Origin of the sequence: Nostoc sp. UHCC 0302, assembly GCF_038096175.1 — a bacterium.
Classification (GTDB): Bacteria; Cyanobacteriota; Cyanobacteriia; order Cyanobacteriales; family Nostocaceae; genus UHCC-0302.
The window spans coordinates 874,478-891,852 of the sequence record NZ_CP151099.1 but is presented as its reverse complement, the minus strand read 5'-3'; the positions used below and the strand labels follow the sequence as shown (position 1 = coordinate 891,852).

The 17,375-nt window shown below is 41.0% G+C and carries 10 protein-coding genes and 2 pseudogenes; 7 read left to right on the top strand and 5 right to left on the bottom strand.

Going from position 1 to position 17,375, the window contains the following annotated elements; all coding sequences use genetic code 11:
* Position 1: 1 nt before the first annotated feature.
* The 4 genes from WKK05_RS03550 to WKK05_RS03535 are packed head-to-tail and all read right to left on the bottom strand — an operon-like array spanning position 2 to position 5,521.
* On the bottom strand, positions 2 to 1,273 hold the full coding sequence (locus WKK05_RS03550; protein ID WP_341528429.1) for a glycosyltransferase: 1,272 nt from the start codon (positions 1,271 to 1,273) through the stop codon (positions 2 to 4).
* Positions 1,270 to 2,499 (bottom strand): glycosyltransferase, encoded by a 1,230-nt coding sequence (locus tag WKK05_RS03545; protein WP_341528428.1) that lies wholly within the window; start codon positions 2,497 to 2,499, stop codon positions 1,270 to 1,272. Before WKK05_RS03545 ends, WKK05_RS03550 begins: the two co-directional genes overlap by 4 nt.
* Positions 2,500 to 2,508: 9 nt before the next feature.
* Positions 2,509 to 4,302 (bottom strand): ABC transporter ATP-binding protein, encoded by a 1,794-nt coding sequence (locus WKK05_RS03540; RefSeq protein ID WP_341528427.1) that lies wholly within the window; start codon positions 4,300 to 4,302, stop codon positions 2,509 to 2,511.
* 13 nt (positions 4,303 to 4,315) lie between these two features.
* Complete coding sequence (locus WKK05_RS03535; protein WP_341528426.1) at positions 4,316 to 5,521, bottom strand: glycosyltransferase family 2 protein; 1,206 nt, start codon at positions 5,519 to 5,521, stop codon at positions 4,316 to 4,318.
* 1,009 nt (positions 5,522 to 6,530) lie between these two features.
* Here WKK05_RS03535 and WKK05_RS03530 point away from each other — a divergent pair.
* Positions 6,531 to 7,171: pseudogene (locus WKK05_RS03530) on the top strand (transposase); the annotation flags it as partial.
* Here the strand turns inward: WKK05_RS03530 and WKK05_RS03525 are convergent.
* The gene (locus WKK05_RS03525; RefSeq protein ID WP_341528425.1) at positions 7,149 to 7,664 is read right to left on the bottom strand and encodes a DUF1392 family protein; all 516 of its coding nucleotides are present in this window, start codon (positions 7,662 to 7,664) and stop codon (positions 7,149 to 7,151) included. The pseudogene WKK05_RS03530 and the gene WKK05_RS03525 sit on opposite strands and share 23 nt — an antisense overlap.
* Positions 7,665 to 7,691: 27 nt before the next feature.
* Between WKK05_RS03525 and WKK05_RS03520 the strand changes: the two genes are divergently transcribed.
* The 6 genes and pseudogenes from WKK05_RS03520 (at position 7,692) to WKK05_RS03495 (ending at position 17,182) form a co-directional block, all read left to right on the top strand.
* Complete coding sequence (locus WKK05_RS03520; RefSeq protein WP_341528424.1) at positions 7,692 to 7,976, top strand: hypothetical protein; 285 nt, start codon at positions 7,692 to 7,694, stop codon at positions 7,974 to 7,976.
* 117 nt (positions 7,977 to 8,093) lie between these two features.
* Positions 8,094 to 8,555 carry a hypothetical protein gene (locus tag WKK05_RS03515; protein WP_341528423.1) on the top strand — a complete coding sequence of 154 codons (462 nt, stop codon included), beginning with the start codon at positions 8,094 to 8,096 and terminating at the stop codon, positions 8,553 to 8,555.
* A gap of 60 nt (positions 8,556 to 8,615) precedes the next feature.
* Entirely contained in the window at positions 8,616 to 8,966 is a 351-nt protein-coding gene (locus WKK05_RS03510; protein ID WP_341528422.1) for a hypothetical protein, read from the top strand.
* 184 nt (positions 8,967 to 9,150) lie between these two features.
* Positions 9,151 to 10,347, top strand: a pseudogene (locus tag WKK05_RS03505) (IS4 family transposase).
* A gap of 164 nt (positions 10,348 to 10,511) precedes the next feature.
* Positions 10,512 to 16,544, top strand: coding sequence for an AAA family ATPase (locus WKK05_RS03500; RefSeq protein ID WP_341528421.1), 6,033 nt, complete (start codon positions 10,512 to 10,514; stop codon positions 16,542 to 16,544).
* A gap of 8 nt (positions 16,545 to 16,552) precedes the next feature.
* Positions 16,553 to 17,182 (top strand): response regulator transcription factor, encoded by a 630-nt coding sequence (locus WKK05_RS03495; RefSeq protein WP_341528420.1) that lies wholly within the window; start codon positions 16,553 to 16,555, stop codon positions 17,180 to 17,182.
* Positions 17,183 to 17,375: the final 193 nt, after the last annotated feature.

Sequence of the window (17,375 nt, the reverse complement as noted above, 5' to 3'; positions counted from 1 at the left end):
ATTACTTTTTACTAAATTTCTTATACTCTCTTCTCTGCGTGAAATAAAAAATTACCCCCGCCACACAACCAGAAATCTCTCTAAATAAAGTCTGATATCTTCCCCCGAACCCTCTAATTAAACCCCTAATAAATAACTGCAAATACCATTTCGGCAAACTTAACAACAACCGTCGTAAATTACCCCAATGATCGTATTTTTCATACTGAATCAGTAGTGCTGCAACGTGTCCCCGCATATAGCTGTGAACCTGCTGCTTCAAGTTGGTTATATCCTGACGATGGTAATGATATGCAACCGCTTTTGGTTCATAACGACATAGCAAACCTTCTGCTAATAAACGATAACAGAACTCTGAATCTTCACTACATCCAGCCGCCTTCTCTCCTGCGCCTAAGCGTTCATCAAAACCACCCAATAAATCAAAAACTCGACGGCGAACAGCCATGTTCCCGCTACCACCCATCAACCAAACCGGAACACCATAATTCTTATATTGTTGAAAAAATTCTCTATCGAAATCTACTTGATAAAAACCTCGAATAAAACTCCAGTTATCTTCAAAAATCTGCTGAGCTTCTGTTAATAATTCTCCAGGTAAAACTAAACCAGTCACAGCCATTACTTCAGGCTCTTCAAAGCTTTGTTGTATTTGCATTAACCAGTCAGGATGTACCGTCATATCATCATCAATGAATGCCACAATATCGCCTTTAGCATGAAATATACCAGTATTCCTAGCTTTGCTCGCACCTGCTTCTGGCTCTATAAAATATTGAATATTTGGGATTTTAGCTACTAATTCTTGTGTAGTATTAGAATTAGGCGCATTATCTATAACTATGATTTCAGCCGGACTGACAACTAAATTTTTAAGCGAATCTAAACATTTAGCTAACTGCTGTGTTCTGTTTCTTGTGGGAATCACAATAGAAATAGAATTTTTAAGATATACAGGAAAATCCGCACTAGGATTACTCAATTTTCTAGTTGATGTTACTACCGCAGTATTTCTCACACTTTTCTGCTTTAAGACATCTATGCCTTGTTTAGAAAAATAATGACTAACAGTAGGAGTAATTGTTTGAATAGCAACATTTAGTAATTGAGTGGCAGTCATCGGTAATTGCTCAGATGAAATTCGCTGATGCCCAAGAGGAATACTTTGCCACCAAAACACTACATATAAACCTTGATAACCAGGATAAATAGGTAGCGATGATAACCCTTCATCCATAGCTAGATGTAAAATTTTCCAAGGGCTATGGCTCATACAAATTGCCTCCGAATTTTCTCAATACGTTTGCAAGAGCGAGAATATCCGCCCAAAAGCCCAGTAATTCCGCCCAAAAATTCTGCAAAAAAAATGTCAGGTGGTAGAGAATGTTTACCCAATAAACTTTCTAATAATTGGCTAAGTTCATACTTCAACCACCACAGCACTAAGCGGACTAATTTTTTTCTTTGAGGTGGGTCGCTAAGATAACATTTGGTGACATAAGATGTAAAACCTAAACCCCAACTACGGCTGTATTGACGACGCAGTGAGAGATAATCTCGACGATGCTCATGAAATACTAAATATTTCGGCTCATATATGAGCGTGTAATCTGCACGAATGATGCGATAAAACATATCGTGGTCGCCACCACCTGGTAGAGAAGGGCCTGTATCTAAAGCTTCGTCAAACCCACCTAACTCAAGTACAATCTGGCGACGAAATGCCATATTACAGCCAACCCCAAACACTCCAGCACCGCAGGGGTATAAAGTATTTCCTGGCAGGATTTGACCAAAGCGAATTTTTTCAAAGCTTTTGCGAAAACCGCCTCTTTTTTCACACAAGATTTGAGCTTCTGTCTCTAACGCATAGGGCAAAACTTGTCCAGTAAAAGCAGCTGCGTCAGGATTTTCTGTCCAAGCTTCCATCAGCCCGTTGAACCATTGACGGTCTACCACTACGTCATCATCTACAAAAGCGATAATTTCTCCTATTGCTTCGTGTAGGGCGCGGTTACGAGCAAAATCCAATCCTGGTTTCGGTTCTTGAACGTAGCGCACACTTGGTAACACTGTAACGAGTTCTTGAGTGCGTTTATCTGTGGAAGCATTATCTATGACCAAAATTTCAAAGCGAGGGTTAGCTTCTAACTCAGGTTTTTGTAACTTTATTAAAGACTGCAAACATCTAGCTAGATTATCAGGACGGTCTTTAGTACAGACTGCAACTGTCAACGAGGGAAAATCAGCAAGATTAGCAGTAGGATGAGTCAATTGTTCCCGAATGCTTTCTTGAAGTAGTTTATTCCCAACTTCTTTAGCTATCCATTCAGCTATCTCTGCTGAGGTAAGTACTCTGTTAGGGGAGAGTGCTTGCATCAAAAAAGCGATCGCCTGATCTTTATGCCGTACAATTAAGGCGATACCTGCATCATTCTCTGACAGCTTAATAGTAGGTAAAGATTGAGTGACTTCGATTTCGATAATAGGGTAACGCATACAAGTAACTTAATGGTTGGTTTTGCGATGCTGTAAGTTGTAAAGCTGAGCAAATAACCCATCGATTTTGAGTAGATGTTGGAGATTACCTTGCTCCACAACCTTTCCCTCGTTCAGCACAATAATTTGATCGGCTTGTTCGATGGTGGATAGGCGATGGGCAATAATAATAACTGTGCGGTTATGGCTAAGAGTATTGAGAGCTTCTTGAATTAAGTTTTCGGCAATACTATCGAGGGCGTTTGTCGCCTCATCTAAAATCAGAATTTGTGGGTTACGAACAATAGCACGGGCTAAAGCAATTCGCTGTCTTTGCCCTCCAGAAAGCCGCAAACCGCGATCGCCTACCTTAGTATGATAACCTTGGGGTAACTCCTGAATAAACTCATGAGCATTGGCAAGTTTTGCTGCGGTAATAATTTCGTCTTTTGCTGCATCTAAACGACCATAGGCAATATTTTCTAAAATAGTGGCGCTAAACATATAAATATCCTGGCTAACAATAGCAATTTGGCTACGCCAGTCAGTTAGATTTACTTCTCGCAATGAATAATTATCTACATATATTTCTCCAGAATTCACTTCGTAAAAACGGCAGATTAAAGCAATTATGGTGGACTTACCAGCACCGGAAGGCCCTACTATCGCTGTAGTTTTTCTACTAGGAATACAAATTGAAACATCCTCAAGTGCTGGAGTTTCTTCGGGATAGTATTGAAAGCTAACGCTTTCAAAATAAATGCCTTTATTGATACTTTTATAAGGAGTATTACCTGAATGAATATAAGGTTTATCTGAGGGATCTAAAAATGACATCACATCTTCAACTGCTGTTACCAAAGTTATCAACCCAACACGTATCCCATTTAGCTGGATTACTAAAGGTTGTAGGCGGTGTAAAACAAATATAAAAGTGAGTATTTGTGGTAAAAGTCCCCGATTGTATACTAGAGCGCTTACTAAAATACACAGTAATACAAATAAAGATAAAATTTCTGAAACAGGCCCAACTGTGCCAGAGACAATCTCCAATTTTAAAAAAGTTTTGACTACTTGACTAGATGCAGTAGTCAGACGCTTCTGTTCATAATCTTCTCTCCCAAAAGCTCGGATTTCTCTCATCCCAGCTAAACCTTCCCACATACGTTTAGCTAAAACAGAATTTACTTCTACTGCTCTTTTTCCTAGCTTCTTAACCTGCCTAGTCATTATCTGATTTACAAAGGAAATCAGCACCATCAGAACAGTAACTAGTAGAGTTAAGCGCCAAGATATTAACAACAATATACTTACATAAACAGCAATATTACAAATAGTAGTAACTAAACTTAAACTAGTTGCTAAAGCTTCGCTAGTTTGCCAAGTTTCATTACATAATATATTAACTAAATCTCCCGAATCACTATTTTCTATAAAACTGTAGCTAACGCTCAATAGTTGCTGAAAAACTCCTGAACGTAGCTGATGCCCTACCTGTCCGTTAAACCATGCAAATAAAATGCCTTTACCATAAACTAAACAGTTTTTTAGAACAACACTACAAAAAATGCATAAGACGACAATTAGCAGACGTTGATTATTAGAATAGTTATTAAATATTTGATTAAAAAAATTTATAAAATAATTATCATCTATTCCTAAAGATTGAGGCTGAATGAAACTTTGAATTAGTGGAATAAACAAACTAATCCCTAAGCCTTCTAGTAAAGATGAGACAAAGCCTAAAGTAATAATTGCTGCGACTGCACTTGGATAAATTTTTAATATTGGTAGTAATCTGTGAATTACCTTCGCTTCTTGCATGGTTTCTTATTTTTCATTTTGCGAAGGTTGGACAAATAGCCATTGCACCTTTACTGTCTCTGGAAGATTTAAATTCTTGACAAAGTTGTAAAACTTGCAACCATCTTTGCTGATGAATTCTACTGTATCGTTTTTGCGGCTCTGGCTGGAGTTTACCAGCTTCTTTCTGGTATCCAGAAACATTAATCGCATGATTAACTGCTAAATTATTAGATGATTGAAATTTTTTCTTGAGATACTTATACCAATAGTCATGCTCCAACCCCATCAAAGACATTATTGGTTTAGCTGCAATTTTCAAAAGCAATTTAATCAAAAATTGATACTTAAATAAGGTAAGAATTTTGATAAAGTCTAATTTTATACCTTTATATATCAAGATTAAAGTGTTCTGGTAATCTCCACAAGACTGGCTGGCTGCCAATAAGTAAAAGCAAAAATTACTGGCAGACCAATCGTAGATGCAAGTAGGAATTTCTGGGTGTCTTTGTCGGAAATCTGTCATCACCAGATTGTAAGACCTTTCCATCGACTGATAGTTATGGGACATACTTCCCCTTACCTGACGGTAACCAATCAAAAATTCTTGTACTACCCGAAACTTATAATGTTCAGCAATACGCAAAGAAATTTCCCAATCCTCGCAACCTTGAGCATTATTTGATTTAAGTTTGCAGTTGTAACCACCAACTTTTTCAAAACAAGATCGGCGTATTAGGGGTACACTAGCATTGCCTATAAAGTTTGTGTACGCCAAAAGTGGGTAAACAGTTCCTTCTACGCTATTAAAATCCCTATGATATTCAGGATCAGGCGTTCCAAAAATTATATCGTCCTCATCAATGCTGAGTGACCAAGCATAAACTAATCCTACAGACAAATCTGCTTCTAGTATGCACTGCACTTGTTTTTCTATTTTTCGGGGATACCAAATATCATCAGCATCAATCGGTGCAATATATTCACCTCTAGATTTTTCTATTGCTAAATTGCGAGCAGCAGCTACTCCAGCATTAGTTTGTTTTAATAAAATAACTCGACTGTCTTGTTGAGCAAAAGACTTTACAACGGTATATGTTCTATCTTGAGAACCATCATCAACAACTATAACTTCAATATTTTTATATGTCTGAGATAAAATGGAATTTAGAGTTTTTTCAATAAATTTTTCTGCATTATAGGCAGGTACAATCACTGAAATTAAAGGAGCTTCTATCATGAGTCTATCCTGCTTTTTGCAGATGTTTACATGATCTCTGGTGAACCAATTAGCTTTCTGTAATTTTCAACTTATCTAGAAAAAGGAAAAATTTAGAAGTTTACTCAAGTAAATCTCAGTCAATTGCTAAGACCCGAACCTGTAATCAAATGCCCAGATCAATGGGAAAGCCGATTCTCTACGGCGGGAGACCCGCTTACTTTAAGAAGAGTCACCCTATCAATAATATTTTTTTGCTTGCACCAAGGTATTTAAGCAATGAAAACCCCTTTACCTACAGTCCTTCTCAAGAGAGGAGACGCACTCGCGCTCAGGCATCAAGAAGGCAGGCGCTAGCCTCTCACGAGTGGGAGAAGAGGAGACGCCCAAGGGACGCGGCTTTCATCGTTCGCGCTAGCGTTTCCTTTGGAGACGGCTAGGCGTTTTATTCCTTGCATCTCCTAATACAAATATGTCTTCTTCTATAAGAAGATTTAGGAATTTACCTGAGAGATAAAGCAAAGATATTGACAATAAACGTGTGATAACAAATTATTTGCAAACATTAAGTTTAAAATTTCCCTAATTGTGTGCTTGATTAAGTACCTATGTGACTGTAAAGAAAAATTAATATTGCCACAACTATCTTTAGATAGAAGCAGTTTTGTATACACCATCACTTAATTTATTTAAATTTCACCTAATAGATAGATATTAGCAGTTGGCTCTTGACAAAAAGGCAACAAATGTATGTATCAGCGCAGAAAATACAAGTGATTGCTAGTTGCTAAAGGTGCAAATACTAGATGATTTAATTTCCCCCGTATTTGTACAGTGACAAATTAAATGGCGTTGAGACAAATTCCTGTCATCAACAATACCTTAGCCAAAATAAGAGGGTGAAGAGAGAGGGCTGATGTAGTAGAGTTATTGTCTTCCCAAACGACAACTCAAAAGCCACAATCAACCCATGCCCGATATCCTATCACTGTTACAATGCCTGTTGCCGCAGATAAACGCTACGACGATATTGCGTCATGATTCAGTATTATATATTCCTTATGAAAATCCTGACTCTCATAAACGCTCTCGTCGGAAATACGGTGACAAGCTGGACTATGGTAATATACCTGACAAATATTTATCTAAAAGTAGCATTGAGGATGAAATTCAAAGTGATATTTATCAAGCCACTCTCCAACACATTGAATTTGCCCAGCCTCTAAATGTAGTGATTTTGGTCAAAACCAATCTTAAGACTAATATTCGTAGCCATGTAGTTCTATTCTCCAGCGACCTGAAATTATCATTTGAAAAAATTATTGATATTACAAACTCCGCTTTCAAATCGAGTTTAACTTCCGTGATGCAAAGCAGTTTTGGGGGTTGGAAGATTTTATGAATCTGAGGCAAACTGCGGTAACTAACGCTGCTAATTTAGCATTTTTTATGGTTAATTTATCTCATCGTCTTCTCGCTGATTTTCGCTTCCTTAATCCTGGCTCAGGCATTATTGATCTTAAGGCTCATTATCATGGCTTTCGATATATCCATGAAATCTTAAAAATGCTTCCAGAAATTCCTGAGCCTATTTTATTAAACCAGATTTTTGTGAAACTTACTTCTTTAGGACGCATTCATACCGTTTCTACGGGCGTTGAACACTCGTAATTTGGCAGAGGTATTGGGGTACAAAAGCTAGTCGATCATCCAGGCTGGTGACTTCTTTGAGTGCAGGGGGCATCCACTCGACGTAGTAAAACCAAGACCTGTTGAGCAATTGAATCCCCAGAATTAGCCGCTGCTTTGTCCGCTGGTCATCAGAAAGAAGCATGATGCGTTCGTCGAAGACGTTGGCGCAGCTATCGCCTAAAACAAAAGCAGGTTTTTCAAGTGCAGCGAGTTGCATTTCACCCGTGCCGATGATTTCGTGTTCAGTGGTGTAGATAATCTCACCAGCAGAAGCAATTGCATAAATCCATCGGTCTTGTTTCCACTGCACCCCGCAGCAGTAGCCGAATGTTCTCGAAGCTCCGATGTCGACTCGTTCGAGCGGATTGACTTCAACTGGTGGAATGCGATCACCGTCAGGTGTGCCGAAGGTATCGCCCCAAGGTGGGGAGATGTACCAGCACAAATAAAGTGAATTGATTTGGTCAATCATGATGCTCGTCTCCCTAACAAGTAGTTAATGACTAATAAAAGCGTGTTAGCAGTTTGGATGGAAGCATATATTGATATTTCGCAATGGTGGCCCAAAGCTGAAGATGGTAGCCCCTTGTCTGTGTATGCCGTTCATAGGCAGTTTGAGGGTAGCCCTAACGAAGTCACGAGACATACCTTGACTGTCGCCCGTGATGGCAGGCTAAAAAAAGCGGATATCGATAATTTAGTAAAGCTAGCAAGGATTTGCTCTGTACTATCTGGAGAGTTAGTAACTGTCAATGATATTGTGAAAATTCAAGAGGACTCGTGATGATGATAATGCTCAACCAAGGCTAATCCCAGGGCATTATTGCCAAAACTCACCAGCTCCAAATTTATTTGTCATTAGCCGTGAGCAAGTACTATTGAACAGAAGGGTGGAATGACGATGGCTAAACCATCCTCTAAGCGTAAAAAAGCTACTTCTGTTGCACAGATAAATTCAAAATCACCCAATAACTCTGCAAATGAAAATATCTCTATTGAGGAAAACCCAGCCTTAGCAACGATTACTGTTACTGCTGTTGAAGTTCCAGAATTAACCGAGGATGAACAACGCGATCGCTTGCATCTCGAACGCAAAGTGGAGAGAGCAGTTTTTGAGGCAGGGAAGGCGTTGATGGAATTACGCGATCGTAGGTTGTACCGTTCCACGCACAAGACTTTTGAAGAATATTGCCGCGAACGCTTTGGTTTTAGCAGTCGCCAACCTTATCTATTAATAGATGCGGCTGTTGTTTTTGATAATTTGATGGCAAAATGTGATCCATTGGATCACATTTTGCCGACTAGCGAACGTCAAGTTCGACCATTAACTAAACTTGAACCCCCACAACAGCAAGAAGTGTAGCTAAAGGCAGTACAACAAGCAGGTGGTAAAGTCCCAAGTGGTACGATTGTGAAGGATTTTGTGCAGCGCATTATTGAACGCACCAAAGTACCCAATACCTACCAGTTGGGGGAAGTATGCCAAATCTTAGCCAAAGATAATCCTGAACTCAGGGGGAAGGGCGGGTGTTGGGGTATAGTCAGCCAAGTAAACGATTTCAGATGCACCGTCAGAACCTGGGATGGCGAGTACACGGTTGGGCTGCAATACCTGAAATCTTATGATTACCTGCCTGCTGAATGTCAGCAGATGCAGTCTCTAAGCGATCGCATTAGTCTACTGTATTCCAATGCGTTGGAGGAGACAGTCAAGAATCTGTTGCAGTTGTTGGGGAAGCTGAATCGTCCTTATCTTACTGCTATTGCTATTTAATTGCAAAACTCCTCAATCATCTGAGCCTTCATTTCTTCTAAAGGAAAAGTTTCTGGATAGGTAGAAAACATCAGCGTGCTTGAGAGGGTACAAAATACCCTGAAATAGATATAGGGCAACGAGTGTAGCAATTTGTGGTAAAACAAAAAGAGCATTCATTCGCAATAAGCTCTGTTTAATGATAATATTACCTGAATTCTACGAGACACACCTCAAGCGAGAGCTTGGACGTACTGAATACTTATTACTAAAACTCCTCATTTATTTATTACAATCTATTAAAACTGTTAGCCTTGAGGCGCTAGCGACTGCTTTACCAATACCAATACTATTTGAAAGTAGAAGGAAAAGAATCCAGCGGTTTTGATCTTTAAACTACATCAATATTGAAGAGATTTGGTTTCCCATAGTTAGAAGTTGGCTAGAAATTAATTTTCCTTTAACTGAAGTTGTTTATGTAGTTATAGATCGGACTAATTGGGGATGCATTAATTTATTAATGATTAGCGTAGTTTGGGACAAGAGGTCGATTCCAATATATTTTGAGCTATTAAATAAGTTGGTTTCAAGCAATTTTGATGAACAAGAAGCAGTATTTAAGAAAGCATTACCGATTCTCAAGGATTATAAAACTGTAGTGTTAGGAGACCGTGAATTTTGTTCGATAAAGTTGGCTAACTGGCTCACAGAGCAGAAAACCTACTTCTGTTTACGCATAAAAAAAGATGCTTTTATAGAAATAGAACCAGAAATTTGGCTGCAATTAAAAAATTCAGGTTTATCCCCTGGAGCTTCATTCTTTTATCAAGGTGTTAAATATACAAAAACTACAGGATTTATTAGCTTTAATCTTGCGGGTAAATGGAAACGTAAACGTTTTGGAGTTGCGCCGGAGGAGGGCTGGTTTATCCTAACTAATTTAGATAGCTTAGATTCGGCTATTAAGGCTTATAAATAACGTTTTGATATTGAAGAGATGTTTAGAGATTTTAAGAGTGGTGGGTATAACTTAGAAGATACTAATGTATCAGGTCAACGCTTAATTTCTCTAATATTATTAATATCACTTGCATACACGGCTGCAACCATATCTGGTCAAAAAATTAAACGTATGGGTATTCAAAAATATGTTGGTCGAATAAAAGAATTCTTAAGGACAATTCGCCGTCATAGCAGCTTTTATATTGGATTATATGGTGAGACAGCGCTGCGGGAGGGTTTCCCTCCGCAGGCGACTGCGAACCCGAAGGGGTCTAACTGGGTCGATTTCATGGAAAATTCTTATGAATTGGTGGCTGAGTTAATGACACTAGCTCCTAATAAGCGGAAATATTATCAACAAGGAGAAAGGGCTATGAGGCTTATTTTATCTGTATCCTAGACCTTTTTGTCCCCCCGTAAGGTGTTGTGGAGTCTGGAACCATAGTTTAAATATTTTATTTTGTCAAATTTATTCTCGATTACCAAACAATAAGTAATTATTTTCGGAATGAGAATTACTGTATAGTTTGAGGTATTCCAGATCAAACTCTCAAGAGTTGCTCTATGATTGCTCTACCTGGTATTGCTATCCAAAGCAAAATATACGAAAGTTCTAATTCTTTGGTTTATCGGGGCATTAGAGACGATGGAGTAGCGATTGTAGTAAAAATACTAAAGCTTGATTATCCCTCTCCCCAAGAACTGACCCGCTACAGACAGGAATATAAAATTATCCGTTTCCTTAACCTGGAAGGAGTGGTCAAGGCATACAGCCAGCAGGACTATCAAAGGACTCTGGCGATTCTCTTAGAAGACTTTGGGGGAGAGTCCTTAGAGCAATGGATGCACAAGCGCCCAGATATCTTCTGCCCGATGCCTTTATCGACTTTTCTTGATCTTGCGATCGCTATTTGCGATATTCTAGGCAGAATCCATGCAGCCAATGTCATTCATAAAGATATCAACCCTGGAAATATTGTCCTCAATCTGGATACTGGGGTTGTCAAAATTATTGATTTTGGGATTGCCACCCAATTTAACTGCACGAATCCGACTTTCAAGAACCCTCATATTTTAGAAGGGACACTCGCCTACCTTCCTCCAGAGCAAACCGGGCGGATGAACCGTTTACTTGATTACCGCACCGATTTTTACTCGCTTGGTGTGACGTTCTACAAACTGTTAACCGGACATCTGCCGTTTCCAACAACGGACATTCTTGAGCTAGTCCATTGTCATATTGCCAAACAGCCACCTTTACCTCATGAAATAAATATAACGATTCCCAAGCCAGTTTCAGATATCATTCTTAAACTGATGGCAAAAAATGCTGAAAATCGCTATCAAAGTGCCTGGGGCATCAAAGCGGATTTAGAAATCTGTGCTAAACAATTAGAAGAAACCGGTCAAATCTCTAGTATTCAACTGGCGCTTCAAGACGTTTGCGATCGGTTTCAAATTCCCCAAAAACTGTATGGAAGGGACAAGGAAGTTGCAATGTTACTGGCGGCGTTTGTTCGCGTAGCGTGTCCAGAGTCAAATCCCGTTACTGCTTTACCAAACAATTCAGAAGCAACTTCACAAAGGGAACAAACGGGCAACCCAAAATTCCAAGTTGAAATGATGTTGGTATCTGGCTTTGCTGGCATTGGGAAATCTGCGTTAGTGCAGGAAATTTATAAACCAATCACCCAAAAGCGTGGCTATTTTATCTCTGGTAAATTCGATCAATTTCAGCGCAATATTCCTTACAGTGCGATCGCAGATGCCCTGCAAAAATTGGTACGGCAATTACTTAGTGAGCCAGACGAGTATGTGCAACATTGGCGATCGCACCTGTTCACGGCATTAGGCAGCAATGGACAACTCATCATTGATGTGATTCCCGAAGTAGAACTCATTATTGGCAAGCAGCCGCCTGTACCGTCCGTTGGAGCAACTGAAGCTCAAAATCGCTTTCATCGGATTTTTGGGCAATTTGTGCGGGTGTTTTGTTCAAAAAAACATCCCCTGGTGATATTCTTAGATGATTTGCAATGGATAGACTCAGCAACGCTGAATTTAATTGAGTTGATGCTGCTGGATGAGCAAGCACAATCACTATTTTTGATTGGAGCTTATCGAGATAATGAAGTGAAGCCAACGCATCCATTAGCATTAATGCTAGAGAGACTGCGAAAACAAGGGGTAGTACTTCAGGAAATTATTTTAGCACCCTTAACGCTTGAGCCGTTGAATCAGTTGATTGCCGAAACGCTGCATCGGAATGCAGACATCGTTCTTCCCTTAGCTGAGTTAGTTTTGCGTAAAACCCAGGGCAATCCGTTCTTTGTCAATGAATTTTTGAGAATGCTGTATAGCGAGAATCTGCTGACATTTGATGCACAACACTTATGCTGGCAATGGAACATTGCTCAGATTCAAGCCCAGGATATTACCGATAATGTGGTGGAGTTGCTACTGATCCAGTTAAATAAATTACCAGAAAACACACAGCAAATTCTCCAGTTAGCAGCTTGTATCGGTGCTGAATTTAATTTAAATACGTTAGCGATCGTTTGCGAACAATCTCCTAAAGCAATTTCTCTAGATTTACTAATAGCCATTCAAGCTGGATTGATTCAACCTATATCTGAATTAGATGAAAACCTATTAGTTCAAGAATATAAGTTTTTGCACGATCGCGTCCAGCAAGCTGCTTATGTCCTAATCGATGAATCGCACAAACAGGTGGTTCATCTTCAAATTGGTCGCAATTTGCTTAAAGAAGCGTTCGCAGATCGATTATCAAATCGACTGTTTAAAATTGTAGATCATCTCAATCATGGAATTGAACTGATTACTAATCAAGCAGAACGAGATGAAATTGCCAGATTGAACCTGATGGCAGGTCAGAAAGCAAAAGCCGCGATCGCTTATGGTACGGCACAAAACTATTTGGCGATGGGTAGAGCATGGCTGGCAGATTCTACCTGGCAAACTAACTATGACCTGGCTTTAGAGTTATATACCGAAACAACAGAAGTCGCATATTTGTGTGGTGAGTTTGAAAATGTAGAACACTGGGCAGAGGCTGTTTTGCAGGACGCTAAAACAGTTCTCGATAGCGTAAAAGTTTACGAAGTCAAAATTCAAACTGCCATTGCACAGGGTCAGCTATTAGATGCAATCGATACAGCATTACAAGTGTTGCAGCAACTAGGAATCAGGTTTCCCGAAACACCGAACCAATCAGATATAACGCTTGATCTCAATGCCGTTACATCTCGTTTTAATCAGAAACCGATTCATGAGCTATTTCACCTACCAGAAATGGTCGATCCACAGAAGCTTGCAGCAATGCGAATTTTATCAAAAATAACGCTTGTTGCTTATCATTTAACATCCGAGCTAGCCCTTCTACTCGTACTTAAGCAGGTCAACCTGTCGATTCAGTACGGCAATACGTTTGTGTCTCCCTTTGCCTATGCCAACTTGGGATTAATTTTTTGTGGAATGCTGGGAAGAATTGAGGCTGGCTACGAGTTCGGGCAGCTTGCATTAAGGCTATTATCCAATCTGGATATCCGTTCGCTGAAAGCGAGAACATTGTTTATCGTCACTAACTTCATCATCCATTGGCAGGAGCATATTAGAGAAACATCAAAGCCATTTCTGGAGGCATATCAGTGTGGCTTAGAAACTGGAGATTTAGAGTTCGCTGCCTATAGCGCTTTTACTTACTGCCTCCAATCTTTCTTTGTCGGGAAGGAACTATTGGAAGTTGAACGTGAGATGGCGACATATAGTGAAGCAATCCGCCAAATTAACCAGAGAACATCACTTACCTGGATTCAAATATTTCGGCAATCTGTTTTGAATTTAATGGGGCGATCAATCAACCCATTACGTCTGGTTGGGGAATCTTACAATGAGGAAAAAAGATCGGCAAACCACGAAACGGATGGAGTCATACTCTTTCTAGTGCATCTCAATAAACTTATCCTGTGCTACTTATTTTCTGAGTACACTCAAGCATCTGAGAATGCAATTGTAGCGGAACATTATGTAATCCGTGTTGCTGCGACACCCCACGTTCCGTTGTGCTATTTCTACAGCACGTTGGCAAGACTTGCAGTATATTCTGAAAGCGACACTCAAGTACAGCAAGAAATTCTCAAAGAAGTTGCGGTTAGCCAGGAGAAAATGCGGCTATGGGCACATCACGCGCCTATGAATTATTTGCATAAATACCATTTGGTACAAGCAGAGACTGCACGAGTTTTGGGTCAGTTGCTTGAGGCAGAAAAATTATACGAACAAGCGATTCAGGGAGCTAGAGAAAATGAATATATCCAGGAAGAGGCACTAGCATATGAATTAGCTGCCAAGCATTATCTGGCGCGAGGTTTGGAAAAATTTGCCCAGATATATATGAAGGAAGCTCACTACTGCTATGAACGGTGGGGCGCAACCGCAAAAGTCAGGAATTTGGAGGCTGATTATCCTCAGTTTTTTCCTCAATCAACAAGTGTGAGTTCCATGCCAATCCACACTGCTGCTGGAACTACCTCTAATACCTCACATGTTGCTCTTGATTTAGCAGCAATAATGAAAGCATCTCAAGCGATTTCCAGTGAGATTGAACTGGAACAACTGCTCCACGCCTTAATGCAGATCCTCATTGAGAATGCGGGAGCACAAACCGGATGTCTGCTTTTAGAAAACGCAGGAGAATGGACGATCGAAGCGACCTGTGAACTCATTGAGGGTGCACAGACCTGTGCAACCCAAGTGCTGCAATCGACTCCAATCGCAAATCGTTTGCCTGAATCGATCATTCATTATGTGATTCGGGTTCATAAGTCGGTCATTCTCAATGATGCTACTCGTGAAGGTAATTTTATCAATGATCCCTATATTCAACAGCACCAGACTCAATCAGTCTTTTGTTTACCCCTGCTCAATCAAAGCAAGCTCATCGGTGTGTTGTATCTAGAAAATCAGTTGGCAACTGGGGCATTTACACCGGAGCAATCGCAAATTCTCAGCCTACTTTCTACGCAGGCAGCGATCGCAATTGAAAATGCCAAACTCTACTCGAAACTACGCGCTAGCGAAAGTCAGATAAATCAATTTCTAGAGGCGGTTCCAGTGGGAGTTGGGGTTTTGGATGCGACTGGTCGCCCTTACTATGTCAATCAACGAGGCATTCAGCTATTAGGCAAAGGTGTCGACCCTTCCGCAACACTAGAGCATCTTGCAGAGGTTTATCAAGTTTACCTGGCTGGAACGGATCAAAACTGTTCATCTGAGAAGATGCCAATCGTCCGAGCGTTAAAAGGCGAACGCACAAGAACGGATGATTTAGAGATTCACCAAGGCGAGACTATTATTCCCATTGAGACATGGGGAACTCCAGTCTTTGACGAACAGGGCAATGTAGTTTATGCGATCGCAGCCTTTCAAGATATCACTGAGCGCAAACAAGCAGAGAAACTCTTAGCTGACTACAACCAAACGTTAGAACAGCAAATTACTGAGCGGACTTTGCTCCTTTTGCAGGAGATTGGAGAGCGCCAACGAGTGGAGAATGCCTTACGACAGAGTGAAGAGCAACGCAGGCTGACGATGGATTTCACGTACATCGGTAGTTGGAACTGGAATATCACCGAGAACACAGTAGATTGGAACGACAATCATGCTCGATTGCTGGGGTTAGTTCCCGGTGAGGTTGAGAGCAGCTATCAGGCATGGCGCGATCGCGTTTATCCAGAAGACATTCATCGGGTTGAGCAAGCTGTTACAACAGCTCTTGCAACTCATACTGATTTTGAAGCTGAATATCGAGTCATTTATCCAGATGGCAGTATTCATTGGTTGGTAGGTCGAGGTCGAGGCATTTATGACACACATGGACAGCCTGTGCGGATGCTAGGAATCATTCTTGACATTAGCGAACAGCGAAACGCTGCACTGCGCGAACGCGAACGCGCTGAACAAGCCTCCATTCTGGAAGAACGCAACCGGATGGCGCGAGAAATTCATGATACACTAGCTCAATCCTTCACAGGTATTCTGCTTCAGGTTAGAGCAGCAGAACAAGTGTTGGCGGATGACCCGGAAGCAACCGAAGTACATCTGGAAATGATTGAGGAACTAGCACGCGCTGGGCTAGCAGGGGCACGGCGATCCGTATCAGCACTCCGTCCACGGCTACTAGAAGAAGGTAATTTAGAGAGTGCCCTGCATCGTATTGTGGCTCAAATGCGCTCGACGACCGACACGGCTCTGATTTGCGAAACTCAGGGTATAGCCTATTCCTTACCAACCGAAGTGGAGAATAACTTACTCAGAATTGGGCAGGAAGCATTAACCAATGCGATTAAATACGCAAGTGCTGGCGAAATTCGGGTTAAGTTAGTGTACAACGAGACACAGTGTATCCTACAGATTAAAGACAATGGCAGGGGCTTTGGAGTGGGTAGTATTCCTTTGAGTGGTGGGTTTGGCTTATTAGGAATGAGCGAACGGGCAGAGCGCATTGGCGCACAACTAACGATTCAAAGCCAACCGGGTCAAGGAACAGAAATTATTGCCACTATCAATCGAGAGTGAGAATTACAATGAGCCAATCCACTACGATTCGGGTGCTGATTGTTGACGACCATGCCATAGTCAGAAAGGGTCTAGCAACCATCATTAACCGCGATCCAGAAATGACAGTGATTGCTCAAGCTGAAGATGGGCAGCAGGCGATCGCTCTGTTTCGAGAATACCAACCTGATGTCACACTAATGGATTTACGAATGCCCAAAATGGGAGGTGTTGAAGCCATTATGGCGATTTGTGCTGAATTTAAGCAGGCTCGGATCGCGGTACTCACAACCTATGATGGCGATGAAGATATCTATCGTGGTTTACAGGCGGGCGCTCAAGGCTATCTGCTTAAGGATTCTAAACTTGGCGAGCTTTTGAATGCGATTCGCGCCATTCATAATGGTCAGAAATACATTCCGCCAGAAGTGGGCGCAAAATTATTCCAGCGAATGAGCAATCCAGAACTCAGTGAACGAGAGTTGGAAGTGCTGCGTTTGATGGCACAAGGAATGGGTAATCAAGAAATTGGAACTGCTTTGATTATTGGTGAAAGTACCGTCAAATCCCATATAAATCGGATTTTAAGCAAACTGGGCGTGAGCGATCGCACACAAGCCGTGATTACCGCTGTTAAGCGTGGGATTGTTAGTTTGTAAGTGAGGAAAAAGGGAAAGGTGCAGGGGGCAAGGGGAATGTTCCTTCTCAAGAGCCGTGGAATTGCAGGTTGAACATGGGTATGAAGCCCCGCCCTCTTTAGGGCGCTCTTACTGGGGCGGAGTCTGAGCTTCCGTTTCAGTTTTCCCCCTTGCTCCCTGCTCCCCTTCCTCTTATGACCTTTTCCCCAATAGA